Here is a 16684-nt window from a genome sequence, read left to right as displayed (position 1 = left end):
TCCTTTATTGTTCAAATGATCGCAGCGGAAGCGCGATAAAGAATTGAGCGCCCCCTTGCGGGCGTGATTCCACCCAGATGCGCCCCTCGTGTGCTTCAATCAAGCCTTTACAGACAGCCAGGCCCAGGCCTGAGCCGGGCGTAGAGGTATCACTGGTTCCGGGCTGTTTGTGGTGTAGCACCCGGTAAAATTTATCAAAGATCAGCTTTTGTTCCGCCTGTGGAATGCCGGGGCCGCGATCCGCGACGCTGATGAGCATCTCATGCTCCTGTGGCTGGACGGTCACGTCGATAGGGGTGCCAGGAGGAGTATAGCGAACGGCGTTCTCAAGGAGATTGGTGAGGACCTGATCGAGATGGAGGTAATCCAGTTCCACCGGAGGCAGGTCGTGTGGCCCATGGAGCTGAACGCTACGCCCTTCGAAGAGAGAGGAGAGTCGATCAAGGACATCCTGGATCAGGGCGCGCACCTGGTACCACTCTTTCTCTGGTTTGAGCGCGCCCTCCTCGATGCGCGACATATCAAGCAGATTCCCAACCAGGCGGTTCAAGCGATCGGCTTCGCGCTCTATGGAGCTGGCGATACTACGCTGGACTGCCTCTTCCCAGTGAATATCCTGCTCTAACAGGGTGCTGGCAGAGGCTTTGATGACAGTGAGGGGGGTGCGCAAGTCATGTGAGACGGAGGAGAGGAGGGCCGCGCGCAGAGTATCGGTCTGTTGCAGCACCTCAAGGCGCAAGTTCTCTCTTTGCAGGCGCGAGCGCTCTATAAGTAAGGTAGCCTGGTCCAGGAAGGCCCAGAAGAACGCATTGTGAGGGTATTTGTGAGTGTCTATGCGTGCCTCCCGAGAGAAATCAAAGTGTTCTGCCTGCCCTCCCTCTTTGTGCATGTGCAGGCGCAGGACGCCGACTGCTTTAGCCCCAATGATGAGTGGTAGCCAGTAGCACGCGTGGTAGATGGAGTGTTCGAAGGCATGCTGATGGTGTTGTGTGCTGGCATGTTCGATGGTTTCCAGGCTTTGCCCGTGCTTGATGACCCAGGCTGCGTGTGTCAACTCGCCTGGCAATAAGGGTGAGGGTTGGTCCTGGCCTGCGCATACCTGTACCTGCAATGTTCCCTGAGCATCTGGTTGGATAATCTCGCAATCCTGAACACCCCAGGAGGTGAAGACATCAACAATGGCGCGTGCAATCACCTTAAGTTGTAGCTCGGGGCGCCCCTCCTGGTTAATTAGACGCACAAGATTGTAGAGGATACGCGTTTCATACTCTTTGCGTGCGATCCGCAGGCTCTGCTGGCGCAACGTCGTGGTGAGATGTCCAGTAAGTAAACCGCTAATGAGCAAGACAAAGAGCGCTATCCATTCTTCCGTACGATAAACCGTAAAGGTATAGACTGGTGGAATGACAAAGAAATTAAAGGAGAGAAAGGCCAGAAGCGAGGCCAGCGTTGCCGCATAGCGTCCACGCCAGGTTGCCAGGGACAGGACCGCAAGCAGGTAGATACTGGAGATATTGGGAATGCGTGGATAAAGCTGAAATAAGGCAATGAGAGTGGTAATCAGCATTACGCCCGCAACGGCAAAAAGAGTATCGAGGAGATACGCGGTCCAGGTACGCTGTTGCTCCTCAACCAGAGGTGTTATTTGATCTATACCATACATGCCAGGTTAACCTTTCAGGGAGTGCTAAGTGCTGTCAGCGAGGCGTAAGTTGTTTAACATGAACTGGTCGCCGAGGGCAGAGCATGTCCAAGGTATCCAGGTTAGAGAAAGTATAGGCCAGGAACGCTCAATGATTTCTGTGGAAAAGGAGCTCTTTATCTCAAGAATTGTTCAAGATTTTGCCATGTATGCATAGACCGCGAGGACTGCAGACCGATACTCAGACGATGGGAAGGTCGCTGTGCTCGGAGGCTAAGCAATCTCGGGTCTTTTGCGGTTACCCTACGGAAGCGAGAGGCGTGTTTAGAGAGCAGGTGCGCTTATCACCTGCTCTCTATTCCCTTGCTCAAGCATTGGAGGACGTGCTATGCCACAAGATGAAAGACAGATCTGGGATCTCTGGATGCCTGGTGCTGGAGCGCAAGGGCTGCCCTTTGCACGTGGGCGTTGTGATAAGACCGAGTTTATGCTGGTACACGCGGCGCCACTCTCCCTCTCAGTTGACGTCTGGAATGACCAGGGGACCCTGCTGGTACGGGGAAGAAATCTGGAGCGTAGTGCCGCAAGAACGCCGATCACCAGGCTTCAACTTCAGGGAGGGCAGGTCACGCGCGAGGAGATCTGGCCGATCGAGGCAGACTATGGCCTACCAGTGATCTTGCCAGGAGGCGAAATTGGAATTTTACGCGCCTGGTGGAACGCCCCCGATCATCAGGAATGGCGCTGGAGCGTTGAGTTTTATAACCATCAATAGAGTCATCAGGGTAAGGTGCATGTGGAAAATTTGGGCGTTGCCAAATTTTCCACATGCACCTTACCCTGAGCGCCGCAGGCGCGAAGGAGGGGAGGCAATCAAATGGAGAATTTGCCGATTAAGACGCAGTGGTCGCTACCGCGCGAAGTGCAATCGGTATCGAGGCTGAGAGGTTTGACCTTGGGCGTGACGAACATGTAGTCGATACGCAAGAAGGCCCAGTACTGGTTGAGCCCGCGAATGCCCCATGAATGGCCACTACCTTTGCCAACGAGGAGGTGCGTGTCCTGTAGCCCAGCAGAGAGATCTTGATAGGCGGGTTCGCGATCAGTCGTATTCATATCACCCAGCAGGAGCAACCGCTCGCCATGCTGAATGAAGGGCTGCAAGAACTGGTGGAGTGCCTTGATCTGGCTATCGCGCCGCTGGGGACAGAAGAGACAGCCATATACCGTGTTGATGGATGAGATGGGGTGTGCGTTGACCACGAACAGCGTTTGTCCATGCCCTAAATCCAGGCGCGCCCAGAGAATACGAGGAATATCCCAGACTGCGCGTGAGCCATCCGGGGCCGTGACTTGCCCATGATCCAGAATGGGAAGGGTACTGAGCAGGACCTCGCCAGGCGGTGTCTCTCCCGAGCCATAGAGGTGATAAGGATACTGCCGTAAGATATCCTGAGCTTCATCGATTCCGTTCCAGTCCGCCTCTTGCAGGGCGATAAGGTCGGGATGGTGCGTGTTGATCAGTTGGCGCACATAGCCGCCCCGTGTGTTGTCGCCCAGGAAGTTCCAGGTCATGGCGGTAATAGTTCGCCCTCCTTCGATGCTTTGAGCGTTGCCAGCACCCAGGCGTGGCGAGAAGCAGAGACCGAAGAGAATGACACCGATGGCAAAGGCAATGCGTAGCAGCGCGGTAAAACGTAGAAACAGGAAAGGGACGAGGAGCGCGAGGGGTGCAAAGAGATAGGGCGCAAAGATTCCTGCCAGCGCGAGCAGACCCACGCGCTGAGGAGCAATGGCATGACTTATCAGAAAGATCAAGACGAGCAATACATAGAGAGATGCTCCTATTGTCAGCACCTTGAAGCGTTGTTTCTGCCAGAGACGTACAAACCAGTTGTCTGCCACTGTTTTCTTATCCTCGCTTTACGACATTAAAGGTCTTTTTATTGTAGCACAACCACGTCTGCCTGGTAGAGGTTATTCTTGTTTAACGCGCTCGACAATGCCTTCGCTCTGGACCCATAGGCCAGGAGGGAACCCAGACCATCAGTATGCCTGTCTGCTTGGCTTGCTTTATGTCGGCAGTGTAAGCGAGTGGGCCTGGAGAAAGTGCCAGATCAGATCCGTTGCTCTGGCATATCTCTGCCCCTGTTCGTCGACAAAGCCGCCTTTGGGCCAGGTGTGCTGACCGCCAGTGATGCGATAATGCATGACTACCGCGTGGGCGCGGCATGACATCCACTGCTCGCCCAGGACGTCGCCCTGCTGAAAAAATGGTGTGGGTGTGGGCTGGCAGCCATCTCTCTCGACCCATTGGGAGAGCCAGGTATGGATGGGAGGCTCTTGATCATTGGCGCTGTTGCCGTTATAAGGGACGATGTGATCTCCCGTGCCATGGAACTCTAGTAGAGAGATTGGGCGTTGTGGGGTACAGCCGCCTGCGACGGGATGCATGCCTCCCGAAACAATCGCCACGGCCGCGATGCGATTAGCGAGCTTGCATGCGAGGATATTGGTGAACGAGCCTCCATTAGAAAAGCCCGTGGCATAGATACGATGGGGATCGATACAGAGCGTTTGCTCCAGGTGTCCAATCAAGTCGTTTACAAAGCGCACATCATCGACATGGGGATAGTTACGCGGCCCCGTGTCCCATCCGCGCAGATGGTCGGGGCCAATGGTGCCCTGGGGATAGGCCACGACAAAGTTTTTTTGCTCCGCTAGCGTAGAGAGGCCGCTGATGCGCTCTTGCATGAGAGCATTGCCGCTATGTCCATGAAAACTCAACACGAGTGGATATTTGATCGTGCTGCGATAGGTATGGGGAATATGTAAACGATATTGGCGGGAGAGTCCTCCCGAGAGCAGGGTCTCATTGACGCTGGTTGCAGGTGGAGGTGTGAAGGGCGCGCTGCAGCCATAGCCAGAGAGGACAGCGACCTGGGCTGTGGTGCTGACCGCCTGCGCTTTTTTCGCCGTACCACAGCCTGTCAGTATACAAAGTAGGATAGCGATGAGTCCATATGATCCGTATTTGAGCGAGCTGCCCGTAAAACGAAAGAAGCGCACGGTTTTTTTCTCGATTTCGCTGGGTTAACGATCTTTTGTGATTGATAGGCGCTCCCAGGCTCTTCTGGGGACGTTCGCCAACCAGGACGGCAATGGCTGGGATCTTCCAACCAGGCGGCTAAACACTGGCGTCTGGGTAAAGGCAATACTGATCAGGGCCGAGCTTCCGGCGGTAAAGGCCCAGGTCAAAAAGACGCGAAGCACGACGTGCCAGGTGGCTGGCATAGCGGGTACGAGCCAGCTCATGGCTGCGGCCAGAATCAGCGCGTGAATCAGGTAGACGCCAAAGGAGGCATCTGAGAGCATATGCCAGAGTGTATACCAGCGTGGGCGCTCACCTGGACGGCGCCGAGCTGGATTAGCCCAGCGGGATGCCAACCAGAAGGCACCTATGATGATGGCAGCGCTATAGGGTACCATGATGGGTTGTAGTACCGAGATAGCCAGCCCCATCTCTTCATGCAAGAACTGAAGCTGTGCATAGAACCCTAGCCAGAGCATACCTAGCGCCAGTAGCATACCACAGACAACCCACCGCCCGTGGCGTAACAAGAAGGCGCGAATAGACTGGAAGTGCAACGCGGTGATGCCGCCGAGCACAAAGTAGAACTGGTACATCAGGGCTATGTGCTCTTGATAGAGCCAGAGCGTATGCCAGGGTTCAACCTGGTTAAGAGTTCCCATCTGAATATACCCGAAGTCCAGGGAGAAGACAAGGACCTGCACAAGGAAACTGATGCCTAGTACCTGCCAGGGATAGGCCCTGACCTGCTTTAGAAACCAGAGGAAAAGCGGGAGCAACAGGTAAAACTGGATCGTGAGCAGGATGTAATACAACTGATATGAGGCGCTCCCGGTCAGGATCGCGCTCGGGCTTTCTTGCAGTAGTTGGAGCAAGGATTGGGGGTGCTTATTGGCCCAGATATAGACGATGCTCCAGAGGCAGTATGGCAGCAGCACACCTACGCCGCGCTTCTTCCAGAAACGGATAAACGAGAAACCTTGCCCCTGGGCGAAGCGCTCGTAGTAGACATAGGTCATTGCGAACGCCGTCACGAACATGAACAGTGCCCGTGTGAAATGCAGGGAAGAGAGCACGGCATTTTGTAGCTGTACTCCCATCGCGCTTGTATTGAGAAACGTGGTGAAGGAGACGACGTGTACAGCAACGACGATGAGTGCGGTAATGGCCCGCAACGGATCTAGCTCATAGATGTGAGGTTTCCGCGCCGTACGTTGTTGCGCTACGCCTGCCTGACTTGTTGCTTCCCTTTGTTCCTGTCTAGCAGGCGTTAACGTTTGCTCCACAGGTCATGGTCTCCTCTCGTAGCTTGAGTTGTTGACGGTCAACCTTCCCCATTCGATTTTTGGGCAAGGCGTCGAGAATGATCAGGTCAACCGGTGTCTTGGGTGGTCTAAGGTGGCGCCTGACATGGGTCCAGAGATCTTCTTCTAGCTGCCTGGTTTGGGGCTCATTCAGTGCCAGGTAGGCCACGACCTCTTCACCATAGATGGGGTGCGGACGCCCTATGGCTACACTCTCGCGAACCGCTGGATGGGCCTGCAATACCTCCTCAATCTCGCGTGGCGCGATGTTTTCGCCGCCGCGATTAATGACCGCCCTCAAACGGCCAACCAGGAAGAGATAGCCATCTCTATCCAGGTAGCCGAGATCGCCAGTGCGGAACCAGTTCTCCACAAAGGCCTCCTGTCCAGCATCCCCATAGTAAGCCTGAATGACGTTGGGTCCCTGGATGCAGATTTCACCGACCTCCCCTGGCGCGACATCGTGTAGACGCCTCTCTTGCGTTGCGGGTTTACAGATGCGTAGCGAGACGCCTGCAGGGCGCCCTGCCGAGCCGGGTTTGTGGAATTCTGGTGGCAGGGGATTGGCCACGATCATGCTTGCCGCCTCGGAGAGGCCATAGGTCTCGATGACTGGCACTCCGATGTACTCCTCGAAACGTGCGAGGTGGGCCGCTGGTAGAGGGGCCGAACCGGTGCGTACAAAGCGTAGCGTCGAGGGCAGCAATGGTGGAGGATCACCCTCCAGGAGGATAGCGATCATGGCCGGGACCAGGCTAGCCCAGGTAATATCCTGCTGTTCGAGCCAGGTCCAGAACTGGCGCCGACTAAAGCGCCTGGCGATGACCAGGCTGGCCCCCGCCAGCAGGGAGGCGCACAGGCTAACTACGGGAGCATTGATGTGGAAAAATGGGAGCGGTGTCAGGCCTCGATCCTGCGGCCCCAGGCGGTGCACTAGACGTACCTGGTCCGCCGTCCAGGCGACCTGCTGCTCAGTCAGTACAACCCCTTTGGGTTCTCCCGTGGTTCCTGATGTCATGATGCATATGCGCCCTTCCTGCGGAGGCGTCGGGAGCCGATTGGGCCTGGCGAGAGGCTGTGTGAGCCAGACTTCACACTCCTCTCTCGTTACGACGCGGGCGCCACTGGCCTCAAATTGTGCTCCATGGCTTGCTTGTTCCACGAACACGATATCAGGATGAAACATCTCTGTCGCACGCGCAATATCGCGCTCGGAGAGATCTGGTGCCAGGGGCAGCAGGACATGTCCGCCCGCGAAGGCGCTTAGCCAGACAAGCGCGTTGAGGATGCTATTCTGAAATTGTAAGAAGATGGTCTGGGGCGAACTGCCCAGGTGCTGGCATAAGCATTGCACGGCCTGTGTGGACTGCTGATAGGTGAAACTCTGCCCCGTCTCAATCTCAGTGAGAAAGAGGTGTTCAGGCCTGTGCTGTGTCCAGTAGTGTAAACGGGTATAGAAGGTACTCATAAATGTTCCTCATCCCTCGCGATATGACACGCCTTGTCGTTGAATGGTTTGTTCAGGCGATGCGCCGTTCGTCTTCAATGATCACGGCCTGTTCCAGAGTTTTCCCACGCGTTTCATGTCCAAGGAAGGCGACAGCCAGGACCCCTACCAGAGCCACCGTGGCCAGGAAGATATACGATCCCGCGATCCCGCCGCCAGCGATGATAAAGGCCATGATAAAGGGTGCCAGCGCTCCCCCAAAGAGGCGTCCCACGCATTCAAAGCCGCTGATGCCAAGCGCACGTATGCTGGTTGGATACTGCTCAGCGCCGTAGATCTTAATGCCTGGATCGACGCCGATGCCAAAGAACGACATGAGCGCGCCAAAGGCGAGCGAGAGAAGCACGGTATGGGAGAAACCAAAACCGATAGCGCTTACCGCCGCGATAAGCGTGAAGACGATCAGGGTCTTCTTGCGTCCCCAGCGTTCCAGAGCGTAAGCCACAGCGTACTTGCCAGGAATAGAGGCAATGACAATGAAACTGGCATAGAGGAAAGCATTATCCAGACCATATCCTTGCTTCACCAGGACAGTTGGTGTGTAGGTTTGAATGGCATAGAAGATGAATAGAATGCAGGCGAAAGAGATCCACATCATCAGCGTACGTTTAAGATAAGGCCTACGCAGGAAGGCGAGCGGAGAGGCGCTCTCCTCGGAAGATGCCAGGACACTGCTTCGGGGCATTGGCAGAGGTTTCTGAAGACGCTGTTCGATGGAGGTTTCCAGGTGATGCACAATGCCGTCCGCCTCGCTGTTTCTGCCCCGAATTTGTAGCCAGCGTGGAGATTCCGGCATCCATTTTAGCAGGGCGGGGACATATAGGAGTGGAAGTCCACCGAGGAGGAAGAGAAAGCGCCAGCTCTGACCGCTGGTAAACCATGAGTTTGCCAGGAAGCCGAGCAAGGGCGCGGCAAAGTAGCCTACTGAGAGAAAGGAATCCAGAATTCCAGTCATCAGGCCGCGCTTATGACCGGGCGTAAACTCAGCGGCCATCGCATACGGAATGGGGAAGATCGCGCCCATGCCAAAGCCTGCCACAAATCTCAGGAGTAGCAAGAGAGGAATATTGGGGACAAAGGCGCATAGCAGAGAGAAGAAAGCGTACCAGGCGGTTCCCAGGGCCAGCATATGCTTACGCCCAATCCGGTCAGTAAGCCAGCCTGCCGGGAGAATGGCGACGACAATTCCCAGCGTGGACGCAGTCGCCAACCAGCCTACGGTAAATGTATCAAGGTGAAATTGCTTTGTTATAGTGGGGAGAACAGTGCCAATAATGCCGATATCATATGATTCTAACAGCCAGGAGAGACCTGCCAGAAATAGAATACTCCAGATTTCCCGACTCAGGGGCAAGCGGTCAATGCGTGCAGCAATGTTTTGACGCTGGATACCCGGCGTGGAGACTTCCATGAAACAAACTCCTATTCATCCTACGACACCCTTTTTGCATTGAATAAATTCAATGCAAACTGCCTATCTCTATCTTCGATCTCCTTTAAGAGTAGCCCATAAAATTAAAGAAAGATTAAAAAGAGTTTGTAAATTTCCTCAATTTATTTTTTTGATGGGGGCAAATTGGATACTTTGTCTCTCGGACGGGTGAATCTTTGACTGAAAGAGGGAGGGGCATGTGGCGTGGGTAATTGCCCACGCCACATGCCCCTCCCTTTTCCCCTGCGCGCCGCAGGCGCACAAGCAGATGCTTAGGAAACTCAGGCTTTTTTCTTGATGGGGATATAGATCTCTACTTTGGTGGCATCGTAGTAGAGCTCGTAATCGGCTTTGCCCTCGGCGAACTCGTAGCCGGACTCAGGGAACCAGGTGGTCATGATGTATTTCCATGTCCCCTGAATGGCATCCGAGAATTCCGGCCCTATGTTCTCAACTGGAGGCACTGTAAAGACGGCATAGTTTGCCTCGGGCACTTCGCCGCGAAACATGTCTGCTGGGATGCCATCATAGTTCTCCACCTCGACGGCGATGACATACGAGAACTCGCCAGTGACGCTGTCGGGCGGATAGCAGATACCCAGCTCATTGTGATGCACGACGGGGAACGTTTTATGGAGCGTGGCGAACTTCTCTGGGGTCATGGCTGACCAGAAGGCCGGAATCTCCTGCAAATTTTTGCCCTCAAGACATGTCGTTTTGAGTTCATAGCCCGCGACTTTAGCTGTAGGCTTGCTGATAATCTTTGGTTCCACAACGATTCCTCCTGCGATATTGTATTCCTGAAAAAGGAGCAAATTTACTTTTTGGGGAAGTTGCCCTGAGACATGGCTGCGGTACTGTTCGGGGGAACAGCCATATGTCTTACGGAACGCCTTCGCGAAGCCATTGTAGGTATCAAAGCCATAGTCCGTGGCGATATCGAGGATACGCTTGCCGTGGGTGAGCTCGGCGGCGGCATACGCCAGGCGCCTGCGCCTGATATACTCCACCACCGGTACGCCGACGTAGGCATTAAAGATTCGATAGTAGTGGTAGGTGGAGAATCCTGCGATCTGGGCCAGTTCGTCGACCGTAATACAGGCGCGCAGATGCTCCTCAATATAATCAATACTCCTCTGGATGCACATCCGGTAGTCCATGGCGTTCCTCCTCCTCGTGATCACTACCCCAAGTATAGCAGGCGAAAATCCGTTCTAGTGGTCCATTCTTGCGCTGTTCTTCATCGTTGCCGCCTTTGGCCCGGTCGAAAAGAATAACCTCATAACAAAAACTCTATAGTAAGGGAGGCTATCATGCAAATCGCATCGCCAGCATCGGGTCAAGGCCTTGCGCGCTATGAGACGCTGGATATTCACATGCAGGCCATTGAATGTGTGATCCAGGTCATGCATTCCCACATGCATGAGGACCTGGCGCTGGAAGACCTGGCTTCGGTTGCCTGCCTGAGTCCCTATCACTTTAACCGGGTTTTTCGCCGCCTGATCGGCATCCCGCCAGTGGAATTTCTCTCAGCTCTGCGCTTTCAAGCGGCCAGGCGCTTACTGTTGACCACCTCGCTCAGCGTGACCGATATTTGTTTCGAAGTTGGCTATAGTAGTATGGGTTCTTTCACAACGCGTTTTACCCAACTGGTGGGCCTGTCTCCTCGCCTCTTGCGTCAACGCGCGCATGAATTTGAGCCGCCCCTTGTAGAAGAACGGGTAGAACCAGCGGCGAAGCGTTTCCCAGGAAGCCCTAATACGCGGATGAAAAACACGATCCGGGGATGGATCAGTGCTCCGGCATCTTTTCAAGGTACGATCTATGTCGGTCTCTTTACCAGTCCCATTCCTCAGGGGGCGCCTGTGCGTTGCGCGAAGCTGCACGCAGCAGGCACATATGTGCTGCATGGGGTTGTCGACGGGGTGTATTACCTGCGTTCCGCCGCGTTTCCTCTGGCTGCGGATCTCCGGGCCTGCTTGCTTCCGGGCGAGAAGATCTTGCTTGGCAGTAATATATCCCCGCTTGTTGTACAGAGCGGCCTCGTGTCTGGTAGCGCCGACCTGGTCCTGCATCCCCCGCGCCTGACTGACCCGCCCCTCGTCATGGGATTACCCTTGCTGTAGTTGATGGCGTGTGAGCCTTGGCAAATCCTGTTCGAAAAGCTGTATAATCTTGTAAAAAAGATATATTGCTTGTAAATCGCTACGATGCGATATCATCGAAAAGGATTTCCGCCTATGCACGCGCTACGGCAACTGTTGAGTAGTAACTCGCTGCTGGCTCTTTTATGTTGCGTATTCCTTCTAGTGGGCTGCGCACCAGAGAATACGCCCACTTCGATGAATACAGGAAGCTCTCAGCCAGCACAGATTGTCTCAGCCAACTGGGAACGTATACCACTGCCTGGCCCATTGCTTGCTCACATGGTGGCTTCCAGTGACCCCAGTACGCTCTATATCTGCACTGGTAGTGCCGCAGCTCCAGGCCCTATTGTCCTGTGGAAGAAGAGTCGCGATGAGGGGCAGTGGAGGCGTATCAACCTTTCAGGAGCTACTGGCACTGGTTGCTCTTTCGCAAGTACGGCGACTCAGTCAGCACAGATCGCGGTCATGATTACCAATACTATTGAGAAACAACGCGCCTGCGATCAAAATATGCTCTTTCTAAGTAGTGACGATGGAGCTAGCTGGGAGCGTGTTCCCCATACCTCCATCGCGCCCATGGGAAAAGGGGCAGACTTTTGCCAGATTGCAGCCACTGAAGGGCATCTCTACTGGTGGTGTTCATATAGTCTATCCGAGCACAGTCCCCAGGTAAGTATATTGGAGCGTTCCGATGATCATCGTACCTGGACGCGTGCGGATAGCGCCCTGGGGCAGGAAGCTTTCTTCTCGCCACCCCAGGTGATAGATGGTGGGAAGAATCTGGTGACTATCGTGACCCATCTCTCTTCTCTCTCCGAGTCTTCGCGCTCCATCCTATGGGTGAGCCATGGTGCGGGCAATTCCTGGCAGCCTCAGGCAGCCTTGCCCGAGCAGGTTGGCACCTTTTTACTAGCTGCACCAGCGCAAGAGCCATCCCAGGTAACTCCTCTCTATGTCCTGGCCCATGAGCAACTTCCATCTCATCTGTATCAGACGCAGATCTATCAGAGCGAGAATGAGAGTGAGTGGGCGCAATTGCCCGCCCTGCCTGTGCCTGGAAGAAGTAGTGAGCGCTCCGGACTGCTCCAGGTGCTGACGGTTACCAGCGACGGGCGTCTGCTCGCCTTTGGCGCCGATCCCCAGACTGGAATAACAAAGCCAGCCTTGCAACAGCCAGTGGCAAGCTTCAGACTGTGGATATGGAATCCACATTTAGCAAGCTGGCAGGTGCTTTCAAGCCCATTACGCTATACCGCCAACGAGGGGTGTGGTCTCTGCTGGAGCGCCAGCATTGCCAGCAGTTCGAGCAGCGGTGCCTATCTCTATGCTCACTATTGGGATGATGGAAACAGCCTCTTCCGCATACATGTTCCTGATGCCAGTTAATCCAATGCGCAGACTCTTGGTTTGACTCCTCCGTATTTCCTGCTCTGTTTGCTGAAAATTATACAGTGAAACAGAGAAATACTAATAGGGAGAGATACGATGCCAGAGGAGACATCACCCAGAGCATGCAAGATGATAAGCGAGAGTCTTATCAACTACTCATTATTAGAGATCATCCATCACGTTATGGGCAATGGGCTTGCGACGATCTCAGGATACACCCAACTTCTCGAACATGTCATCCATGGTGAGCCGCAGGAGGATTCAACAGATCCTAAAAGGGGTTGGGGAAAAAAGGAGCAGCGTTGCGATCTATACCTGCAAGCGATGCAATCTACAGAGACGCGGCTGAACACTTTTCTGTCCCGGCTTCGTGACTTATCTGCCAATCTGGATAAAGAGCATTTTTCTGCGCGTTTTGTGAAAAATGATTTGAGCTTGTTAGTAGAGGAGATCACAAACCAGCTGAGACCGCTCTACGAGAGAGACGTTTGGCATATAGAGCTGTCGGCTACACCTTGCTATATTGTGTGTGACTCGCAGTGGCTAACCTTTGCGTTAGAACATATTCTCATGCATCTAACTACTAACCATGCCAGGACGGTTCCAGTAGATGTCAAGGTCATGCTGTGTCAGGATGCCGCTTACGCTCTTCACGAGGCCAGAGTAGCCATTCATATACATGACACTTTGATGGCTCGAAGGTCAAAGTCGACTGAATTGTTTGAAGTATGGTCTCAGACGCTTGATGAAAGAGACCAGAATATCTGTACGGCACTCTGTTATAAAGTGATTCGAGAGCATGGAGGACACCTGTGGAGTGAGCAAGACTCGAGCGAGCAAGAGATCATTTATGTGTCATTCCCATTGGCAGAATGAGAGAAACTGGAGGTCAGGTGTAGTGTGACGAGAGTGTAGCGATGAGATTCTCACCGCTACATTTTTTTAGTGGTCTTTTTCTATTTATTTGGTGTCACAGTAATGGTCTGGGCCAGGGCTTCGAGGAGCGTTAGAAGTGCCTGCCTGGTCTCGATATCTGAGATATCGCCATTGGCGTCCAGCTTCTTGTTGATATGGGGAATCATGAGCTTACCTTGCTCAGGAACTTTGGTGCCCAGCGCCTTCAGCGTGAGCAGGAGCGAGGCATGGGCATTCTCGCCTCCACCCCATAATGGAGAGGCGCTGATGGCGGCGACCGGTTTATCTGAGAACTCTCCCGAAGATACCGTCCAATCGAGCGCGTTCTTGAGGACTCCTGGAACACCGAAGGCGTACTCGGGTGTGCAGATGAGGACGCCCGCGGCGCTTTGAAGTTGTTGACGTAGAGTACGGACTGCCGCTGGCGGCTCGTCGCCATCCAGATCGGGCGAAAAATGAGGCAGGCCAGCCAGGCCTTCGTAGAGGGTAAACGTCATATGCGAAGGTGCCAGGCGCATAATTGCGCGCACCAGGGTCGTGTTCGTCGAACTGGCGCGCAGGCTGCCAGAAATGGCCAGGATATGCATACTATGTTCCTTTCGATTGCTATTTATCAGAAGTTAGTCGCCAGTATACATATTCAAGTTGACTTGAAGTCAAGGAACTAATCTTCACAGAGTTTGCGACAAGGAAGCCCCGTGTCTTTAGACCGGGGAGGAATTGTCGCTCTCCTTTCCCATTAGCAGTATACTGACAATATTGTTCTAACTGTGCTACAATACGGGCATGAAACAAACGATGCTCTTGAAACTGGCACCATCGCCAGAACAACACACTGCCTTGCTTAAGACGATGCACGCATTCAATGATGCATGTAACACAGTCGCCGAAGTGGCATATACTGAGCAACTTGCCAATAAGTTCAAGCTGCAAAAATTGGTGTATGCTGCTATTCGCAGGGACTTCAAGCTTTCGTCTCAGATGGCTATTCGCGCTATCAGTAAAACCGCTGAAGCCTATAAGCGCGACAAGAGCATCAAGCCCACCTTTCGACGTGAAGGCGCCGTAACCTACGATGAGCGCCTGATGTCCTTCAAGGGACTCTCTGAAGTCTCTCTTCTGACCCTGCAAGGGCGGGTGTTTGTTCCCTTCCGTGTGGGAGAGTATCAGCAATCTCGCCTTGATGCTATCAAAGGGCAAGCTGATCTTCTGTATCGCAATAGCGTCTTCTATCTGGCTGTGACGCTCGACGTTCCTGCTCCCACACCGGATGACCCAACTGAGACGCTCGGTGTCGATTTGGGCATTGTCAACCTTGCCACCGATAGCACAGGCGAGACCTTTAGCGGTGAAACTGTCGAGAAGACCCGCCAACGGATGCATTCTCTTCGCCAACGTCTGCAAAAACGTGGGACCAAGAGCGCCAAACGCCATCTCAAGACACTCTCTGGCCGTGAAGCCAGATTCCGCAAGAATACCAATCATGTCATCTCCAAACGTCTTGTTCAAAAGGCCAAATCCAACAAACACGCTATAGCGATTGAGGACTTAAGGCACATTCGGTCTCGCACCGAACGCACGGTTAAAAAGTCGCAGCGCTCTCGCCATAGCTCCTGGGCCTTTGGACAACTCCGCATGTTCCTCTCCTACAAAGCGGCTCTTGCAGGCGTTCCCCTACACGTCGTTGACCCTCGCAATACCTCACGTACATGCCATCAGTGTGGGCATTGCGAGAAAGCTAACCGCAAGAGCCAGGCTGAATTTGTGTGTAAGTCCTGCGGGTACGCTGCACCTGCCGACTACAACGCGGCTGTGAATATCTCTTGGGCTGTCGTCAAGCAGCCTCTTGCCTCAACCCTCGCGGGTTAGGGACAAGCCCCGCGCATTTATGCCGGGGTTCTTGACAGGAGTGATGTGCGGGAAAGCGGGAAAAGAGGGGAAAGCACGTATATGGCAGATGCCATTATCATCCTTTTTTCTGTGCCTTGCCCCACTGCTACGTTTGCTTGCTTTATAGCGTGTTGTGGAATATGGAGAGTGGCTTTTTACCTATGATCACCCCCTGGAGAATGCAAGAACTGGCGCATAGGTATCTCTCTATCGTAGAGCGTGGACGTATGGGTAGGCTCTTCTACAAGAGCTATAAGCACGAGGAGGCCAGTGATGGCTGAGCAGGCACAACAGTTCACTGAAAAGCGAGAGGTAAGGCCGTGGAAAGAGTTCGCGTTAAAGTTTCAGAACGACTGGGCCTTTAACTTGTCGGCGGCCCTGGCCTATCATCTCCTGTTGGCGACTTTCCCTGTCCTGGTGGCGCTATTGTCGCTGCTGGGTTTGGTGTTTGGATTTATGGGTAGGGATGCGACCAAAAGCGTGACGGATATGATGGTAAGCGCGCTGCCCTCGGTAACCAATCCTCAGGGAGTAGTGCAGGGAGTGCAGAGTAATCTGAAGGCGTCTTCGGGGATATTGGGCATTATCGCGGTCGTGAGTGCCATTCTGGTGGGGGCGCGGCTCTTTGCATTGCTGGAAACCTTCTTCTCGATTGTCTACCATGTGCGCCCACGGCCCATTGTGCGCCGGATGGTTATCGCGATAGCGGTGTTTATTCTGTCTATCTTTCTGGTGCCAGTGATGAGTCTTGCAGCGAGTATCCCGGTGCTGTTGGCCTCGTTTCTCCAGGCGACACCGCTGGGGCATTTCGCGTTCCTGACCTCGGCTGCCAGTCTTCTAGGTGGTGTCCTGGCAGCGTTTCTCCTCTTCCTGGCAATTTATGTAATTGTGCCCAATTTGCATATCCGCCTGCGCCATGGTTGGAAGGGAGCGATTGTCTCGGCGGTCGCGCTGCAACTCTACCTGGTGCTTTTCCCACTTTACGCGGCTCACTTCCTCAAAGGAGCGGTAGGCGCAGTCGGTTTTGCGGCCATCTTGTTGGTATTCTTTTACTACTTTGCCGTGTTGCTCTTCCTGGGCGCGGAGGTCAATGCCTACTTCGTCGAGAGGGTGCGCCCCACGCCCAATGACCTGGCCACCTTTTATAGCACCATGGCGGGCAAGGTCAACGAGGATATCCCCGAGGATGAGTCGGAGGCCCGTGTTGATACCAGGCCAACCGAACATCGCGATAAGGAGCGGTCGGTAAACTATGTCGCTGAGACCAGGGAGCAGGATGTACCCCCGCGAGTAGCACGGAATCCACGCGTGCAGCGCGAGGTCACTAAGCGACAGCAGCCGGAGCATGAAAGCTAGGGGATGATTTA

Annotated in this window: 14 protein-coding genes; 6 read left to right on the top strand and 8 right to left on the bottom strand. The window is 54.0% G+C overall.

Annotated elements, in window-relative coordinates; all coding sequences use genetic code 11:
- Positions 1 to 4: 4 nt before the first annotated feature.
- On the bottom strand, positions 5 to 1663 hold the full coding sequence (locus JMJ04_RS02005) for an ATP-binding protein (protein WP_201368899.1): 1659 nt from the start codon (positions 1661 to 1663) through the stop codon (positions 5 to 7).
- Between the two features lie 367 nt (positions 1664 to 2030).
- On the opposite strand from JMJ04_RS02005, the gene JMJ04_RS02000 reads away from it, so the two are divergent.
- Positions 2031 to 2417, top strand: a complete 387-nt coding sequence (locus tag JMJ04_RS02000; protein WP_201368898.1) for a DUF7712 family protein — start codon at positions 2031 to 2033, stop codon at positions 2415 to 2417.
- Positions 2418 to 2515: 98 nt separating this feature from the next.
- Here the strand turns inward: JMJ04_RS02000 and JMJ04_RS01995 are convergent, their stop codons facing one another.
- From JMJ04_RS01995 to JMJ04_RS01970, 6 genes are all read right to left on the bottom strand, one after another.
- Positions 2516 to 3547 (bottom strand): endonuclease/exonuclease/phosphatase family protein, encoded by a 1032-nt coding sequence (locus JMJ04_RS01995; RefSeq protein WP_201368897.1) that lies wholly within the window; start codon positions 3545 to 3547, stop codon positions 2516 to 2518.
- A gap of 168 nt (positions 3548 to 3715) precedes the next feature.
- Entirely contained in the window at positions 3716 to 4711 is a 996-nt protein-coding gene (locus JMJ04_RS01990; RefSeq protein ID WP_201368896.1) for an extracellular catalytic domain type 1 short-chain-length polyhydroxyalkanoate depolymerase, read from the bottom strand.
- 24 nt (positions 4712 to 4735) lie between these two features.
- The gene (locus JMJ04_RS01985; protein WP_201368895.1) at positions 4736 to 6019 is read right to left on the bottom strand and encodes an acyltransferase; all 1284 of its coding nucleotides are present in this window, start codon (positions 6017 to 6019) and stop codon (positions 4736 to 4738) included.
- Positions 5994 to 7505, bottom strand: a complete 1512-nt coding sequence (locus JMJ04_RS01980) for an AMP-binding protein (RefSeq protein WP_201368894.1) — start codon at positions 7503 to 7505, stop codon at positions 5994 to 5996. Before JMJ04_RS01980 ends, JMJ04_RS01985 begins: the two co-directional genes overlap by 26 nt.
- Positions 7506 to 7557: 52 nt before the next feature.
- Complete coding sequence (locus JMJ04_RS01975; RefSeq protein WP_201368893.1) at positions 7558 to 8955, bottom strand: MFS transporter; 1398 nt, start codon at positions 8953 to 8955, stop codon at positions 7558 to 7560.
- A 302-nt stretch (positions 8956 to 9257) separates the two neighbouring features.
- The gene (locus JMJ04_RS01970; RefSeq protein ID WP_201368892.1) at positions 9258 to 10136 is read right to left on the bottom strand and encodes an AraC family transcriptional regulator; all 879 of its coding nucleotides are present in this window, start codon (positions 10134 to 10136) and stop codon (positions 9258 to 9260) included.
- Between the two features lie 153 nt (positions 10137 to 10289).
- On the opposite strand from JMJ04_RS01970, the gene JMJ04_RS01965 reads away from it, so the two are divergent.
- The 3 genes from JMJ04_RS01965 (at position 10290) to JMJ04_RS01955 (ending at position 13388) form a co-directional block, all read left to right on the top strand.
- Entirely contained in the window at positions 10290 to 11102 is an 813-nt protein-coding gene (locus JMJ04_RS01965; protein ID WP_201368891.1) for a helix-turn-helix domain-containing protein, read from the top strand.
- 114 nt (positions 11103 to 11216) lie between these two features.
- Positions 11217 to 12509: a beta propeller repeat protein gene (locus JMJ04_RS01960; RefSeq protein WP_201368890.1), complete on the top strand. Its 1293-nt coding sequence runs from the start codon at positions 11217 to 11219 to the stop codon at positions 12507 to 12509.
- A 99-nt stretch (positions 12510 to 12608) separates the two neighbouring features.
- Complete coding sequence (locus JMJ04_RS01955; protein WP_201368889.1) at positions 12609 to 13388, top strand: HAMP domain-containing histidine kinase; 780 nt, start codon at positions 12609 to 12611, stop codon at positions 13386 to 13388.
- A gap of 80 nt (positions 13389 to 13468) precedes the next feature.
- On the opposite strand, the gene JMJ04_RS01950 is transcribed toward JMJ04_RS01955, so the two are convergent.
- Positions 13469 to 14014, bottom strand: coding sequence for an NADPH-dependent FMN reductase (locus JMJ04_RS01950; protein WP_201368888.1), 546 nt, complete (start codon positions 14012 to 14014; stop codon positions 13469 to 13471).
- A gap of 211 nt (positions 14015 to 14225) precedes the next feature.
- On the opposite strand from JMJ04_RS01950, the gene JMJ04_RS01945 reads away from it, so the two are divergent.
- Together JMJ04_RS01945 and JMJ04_RS01940 are read left to right on the top strand one after the other, a co-directional pair.
- Entirely contained in the window at positions 14226 to 15296 is a 1071-nt protein-coding gene (locus JMJ04_RS01945; RefSeq protein WP_236037882.1) for an RNA-guided endonuclease InsQ/TnpB family protein, read from the top strand.
- A 294-nt stretch (positions 15297 to 15590) separates the two neighbouring features.
- Positions 15591 to 16673 carry a YihY/virulence factor BrkB family protein gene (locus JMJ04_RS01940; RefSeq protein ID WP_201368886.1) on the top strand — a complete coding sequence of 361 codons (1083 nt, stop codon included), beginning with the start codon at positions 15591 to 15593 and terminating at the stop codon, positions 16671 to 16673.
- The last annotated feature ends 11 nt before the right edge of the window (positions 16674 to 16684 follow it).

Origin of the sequence: Ktedonobacter robiniae, from assembly GCF_016587375.1 — a bacterium.
GTDB lineage: Bacteria > Chloroflexota > Ktedonobacteria > Ktedonobacterales > Ktedonobacteraceae > Ktedonobacter > Ktedonobacter robiniae.
Note: the sequence above shows the minus strand (reverse complement) of the source record. Positions and strands in the feature narration are given on the sequence as shown.

What these genes read in the sequence shown, in the direction of transcription:
- JMJ04_RS02005 (WP_201368899.1), bottom strand. Translation starts at nt 1,663, where the DNA reads ATGTATGGTATAGATCAAATAACACCTCTGGTTGAGGAGCAACAGCGT.
- JMJ04_RS02000 (WP_201368898.1), top strand. Translation starts at nt 2,031, where the DNA reads ATGCCACAAGATGAAAGACAGATCTGGGATCTCTGGATGCCTGGTGCT.
- JMJ04_RS01980 (WP_201368894.1), bottom strand. Translation starts at nt 7,505, where the DNA reads ATGAGTACCTTCTATACCCGTTTACACTACTGGACACAGCACAGGCCT.
- JMJ04_RS01975 (WP_201368893.1), bottom strand. Translation starts at nt 8,955, where the DNA reads ATGGAAGTCTCCACGCCGGGTATCCAGCGTCAAAACATTGCTGCACGC.
- JMJ04_RS01970 (WP_201368892.1), bottom strand. Translation starts at nt 10,136, where the DNA reads ATGGACTACCGGATGTGCATCCAGAGGAGTATTGATTATATTGAGGAG.
- JMJ04_RS01965 (WP_201368891.1), top strand. Translation starts at nt 10,290, where the DNA reads ATGCAAATCGCATCGCCAGCATCGGGTCAAGGCCTTGCGCGCTATGAG.
- JMJ04_RS01960 (WP_201368890.1), top strand. Translation starts at nt 11,217, where the DNA reads ATGCACGCGCTACGGCAACTGTTGAGTAGTAACTCGCTGCTGGCTCTT.
- JMJ04_RS01955 (WP_201368889.1), top strand. Translation starts at nt 12,609, where the DNA reads ATGCCAGAGGAGACATCACCCAGAGCATGCAAGATGATAAGCGAGAGT.
- JMJ04_RS01950 (WP_201368888.1), bottom strand. Translation starts at nt 14,014, where the DNA reads ATGCATATCCTGGCCATTTCTGGCAGCCTGCGCGCCAGTTCGACGAAC.
- JMJ04_RS01945 (WP_236037882.1), top strand. Translation starts at nt 14,226, where the DNA reads ATGCTCTTGAAACTGGCACCATCGCCAGAACAACACACTGCCTTGCTT.
- JMJ04_RS01940 (WP_201368886.1), top strand. Translation starts at nt 15,591, where the DNA reads ATGGCTGAGCAGGCACAACAGTTCACTGAAAAGCGAGAGGTAAGGCCG.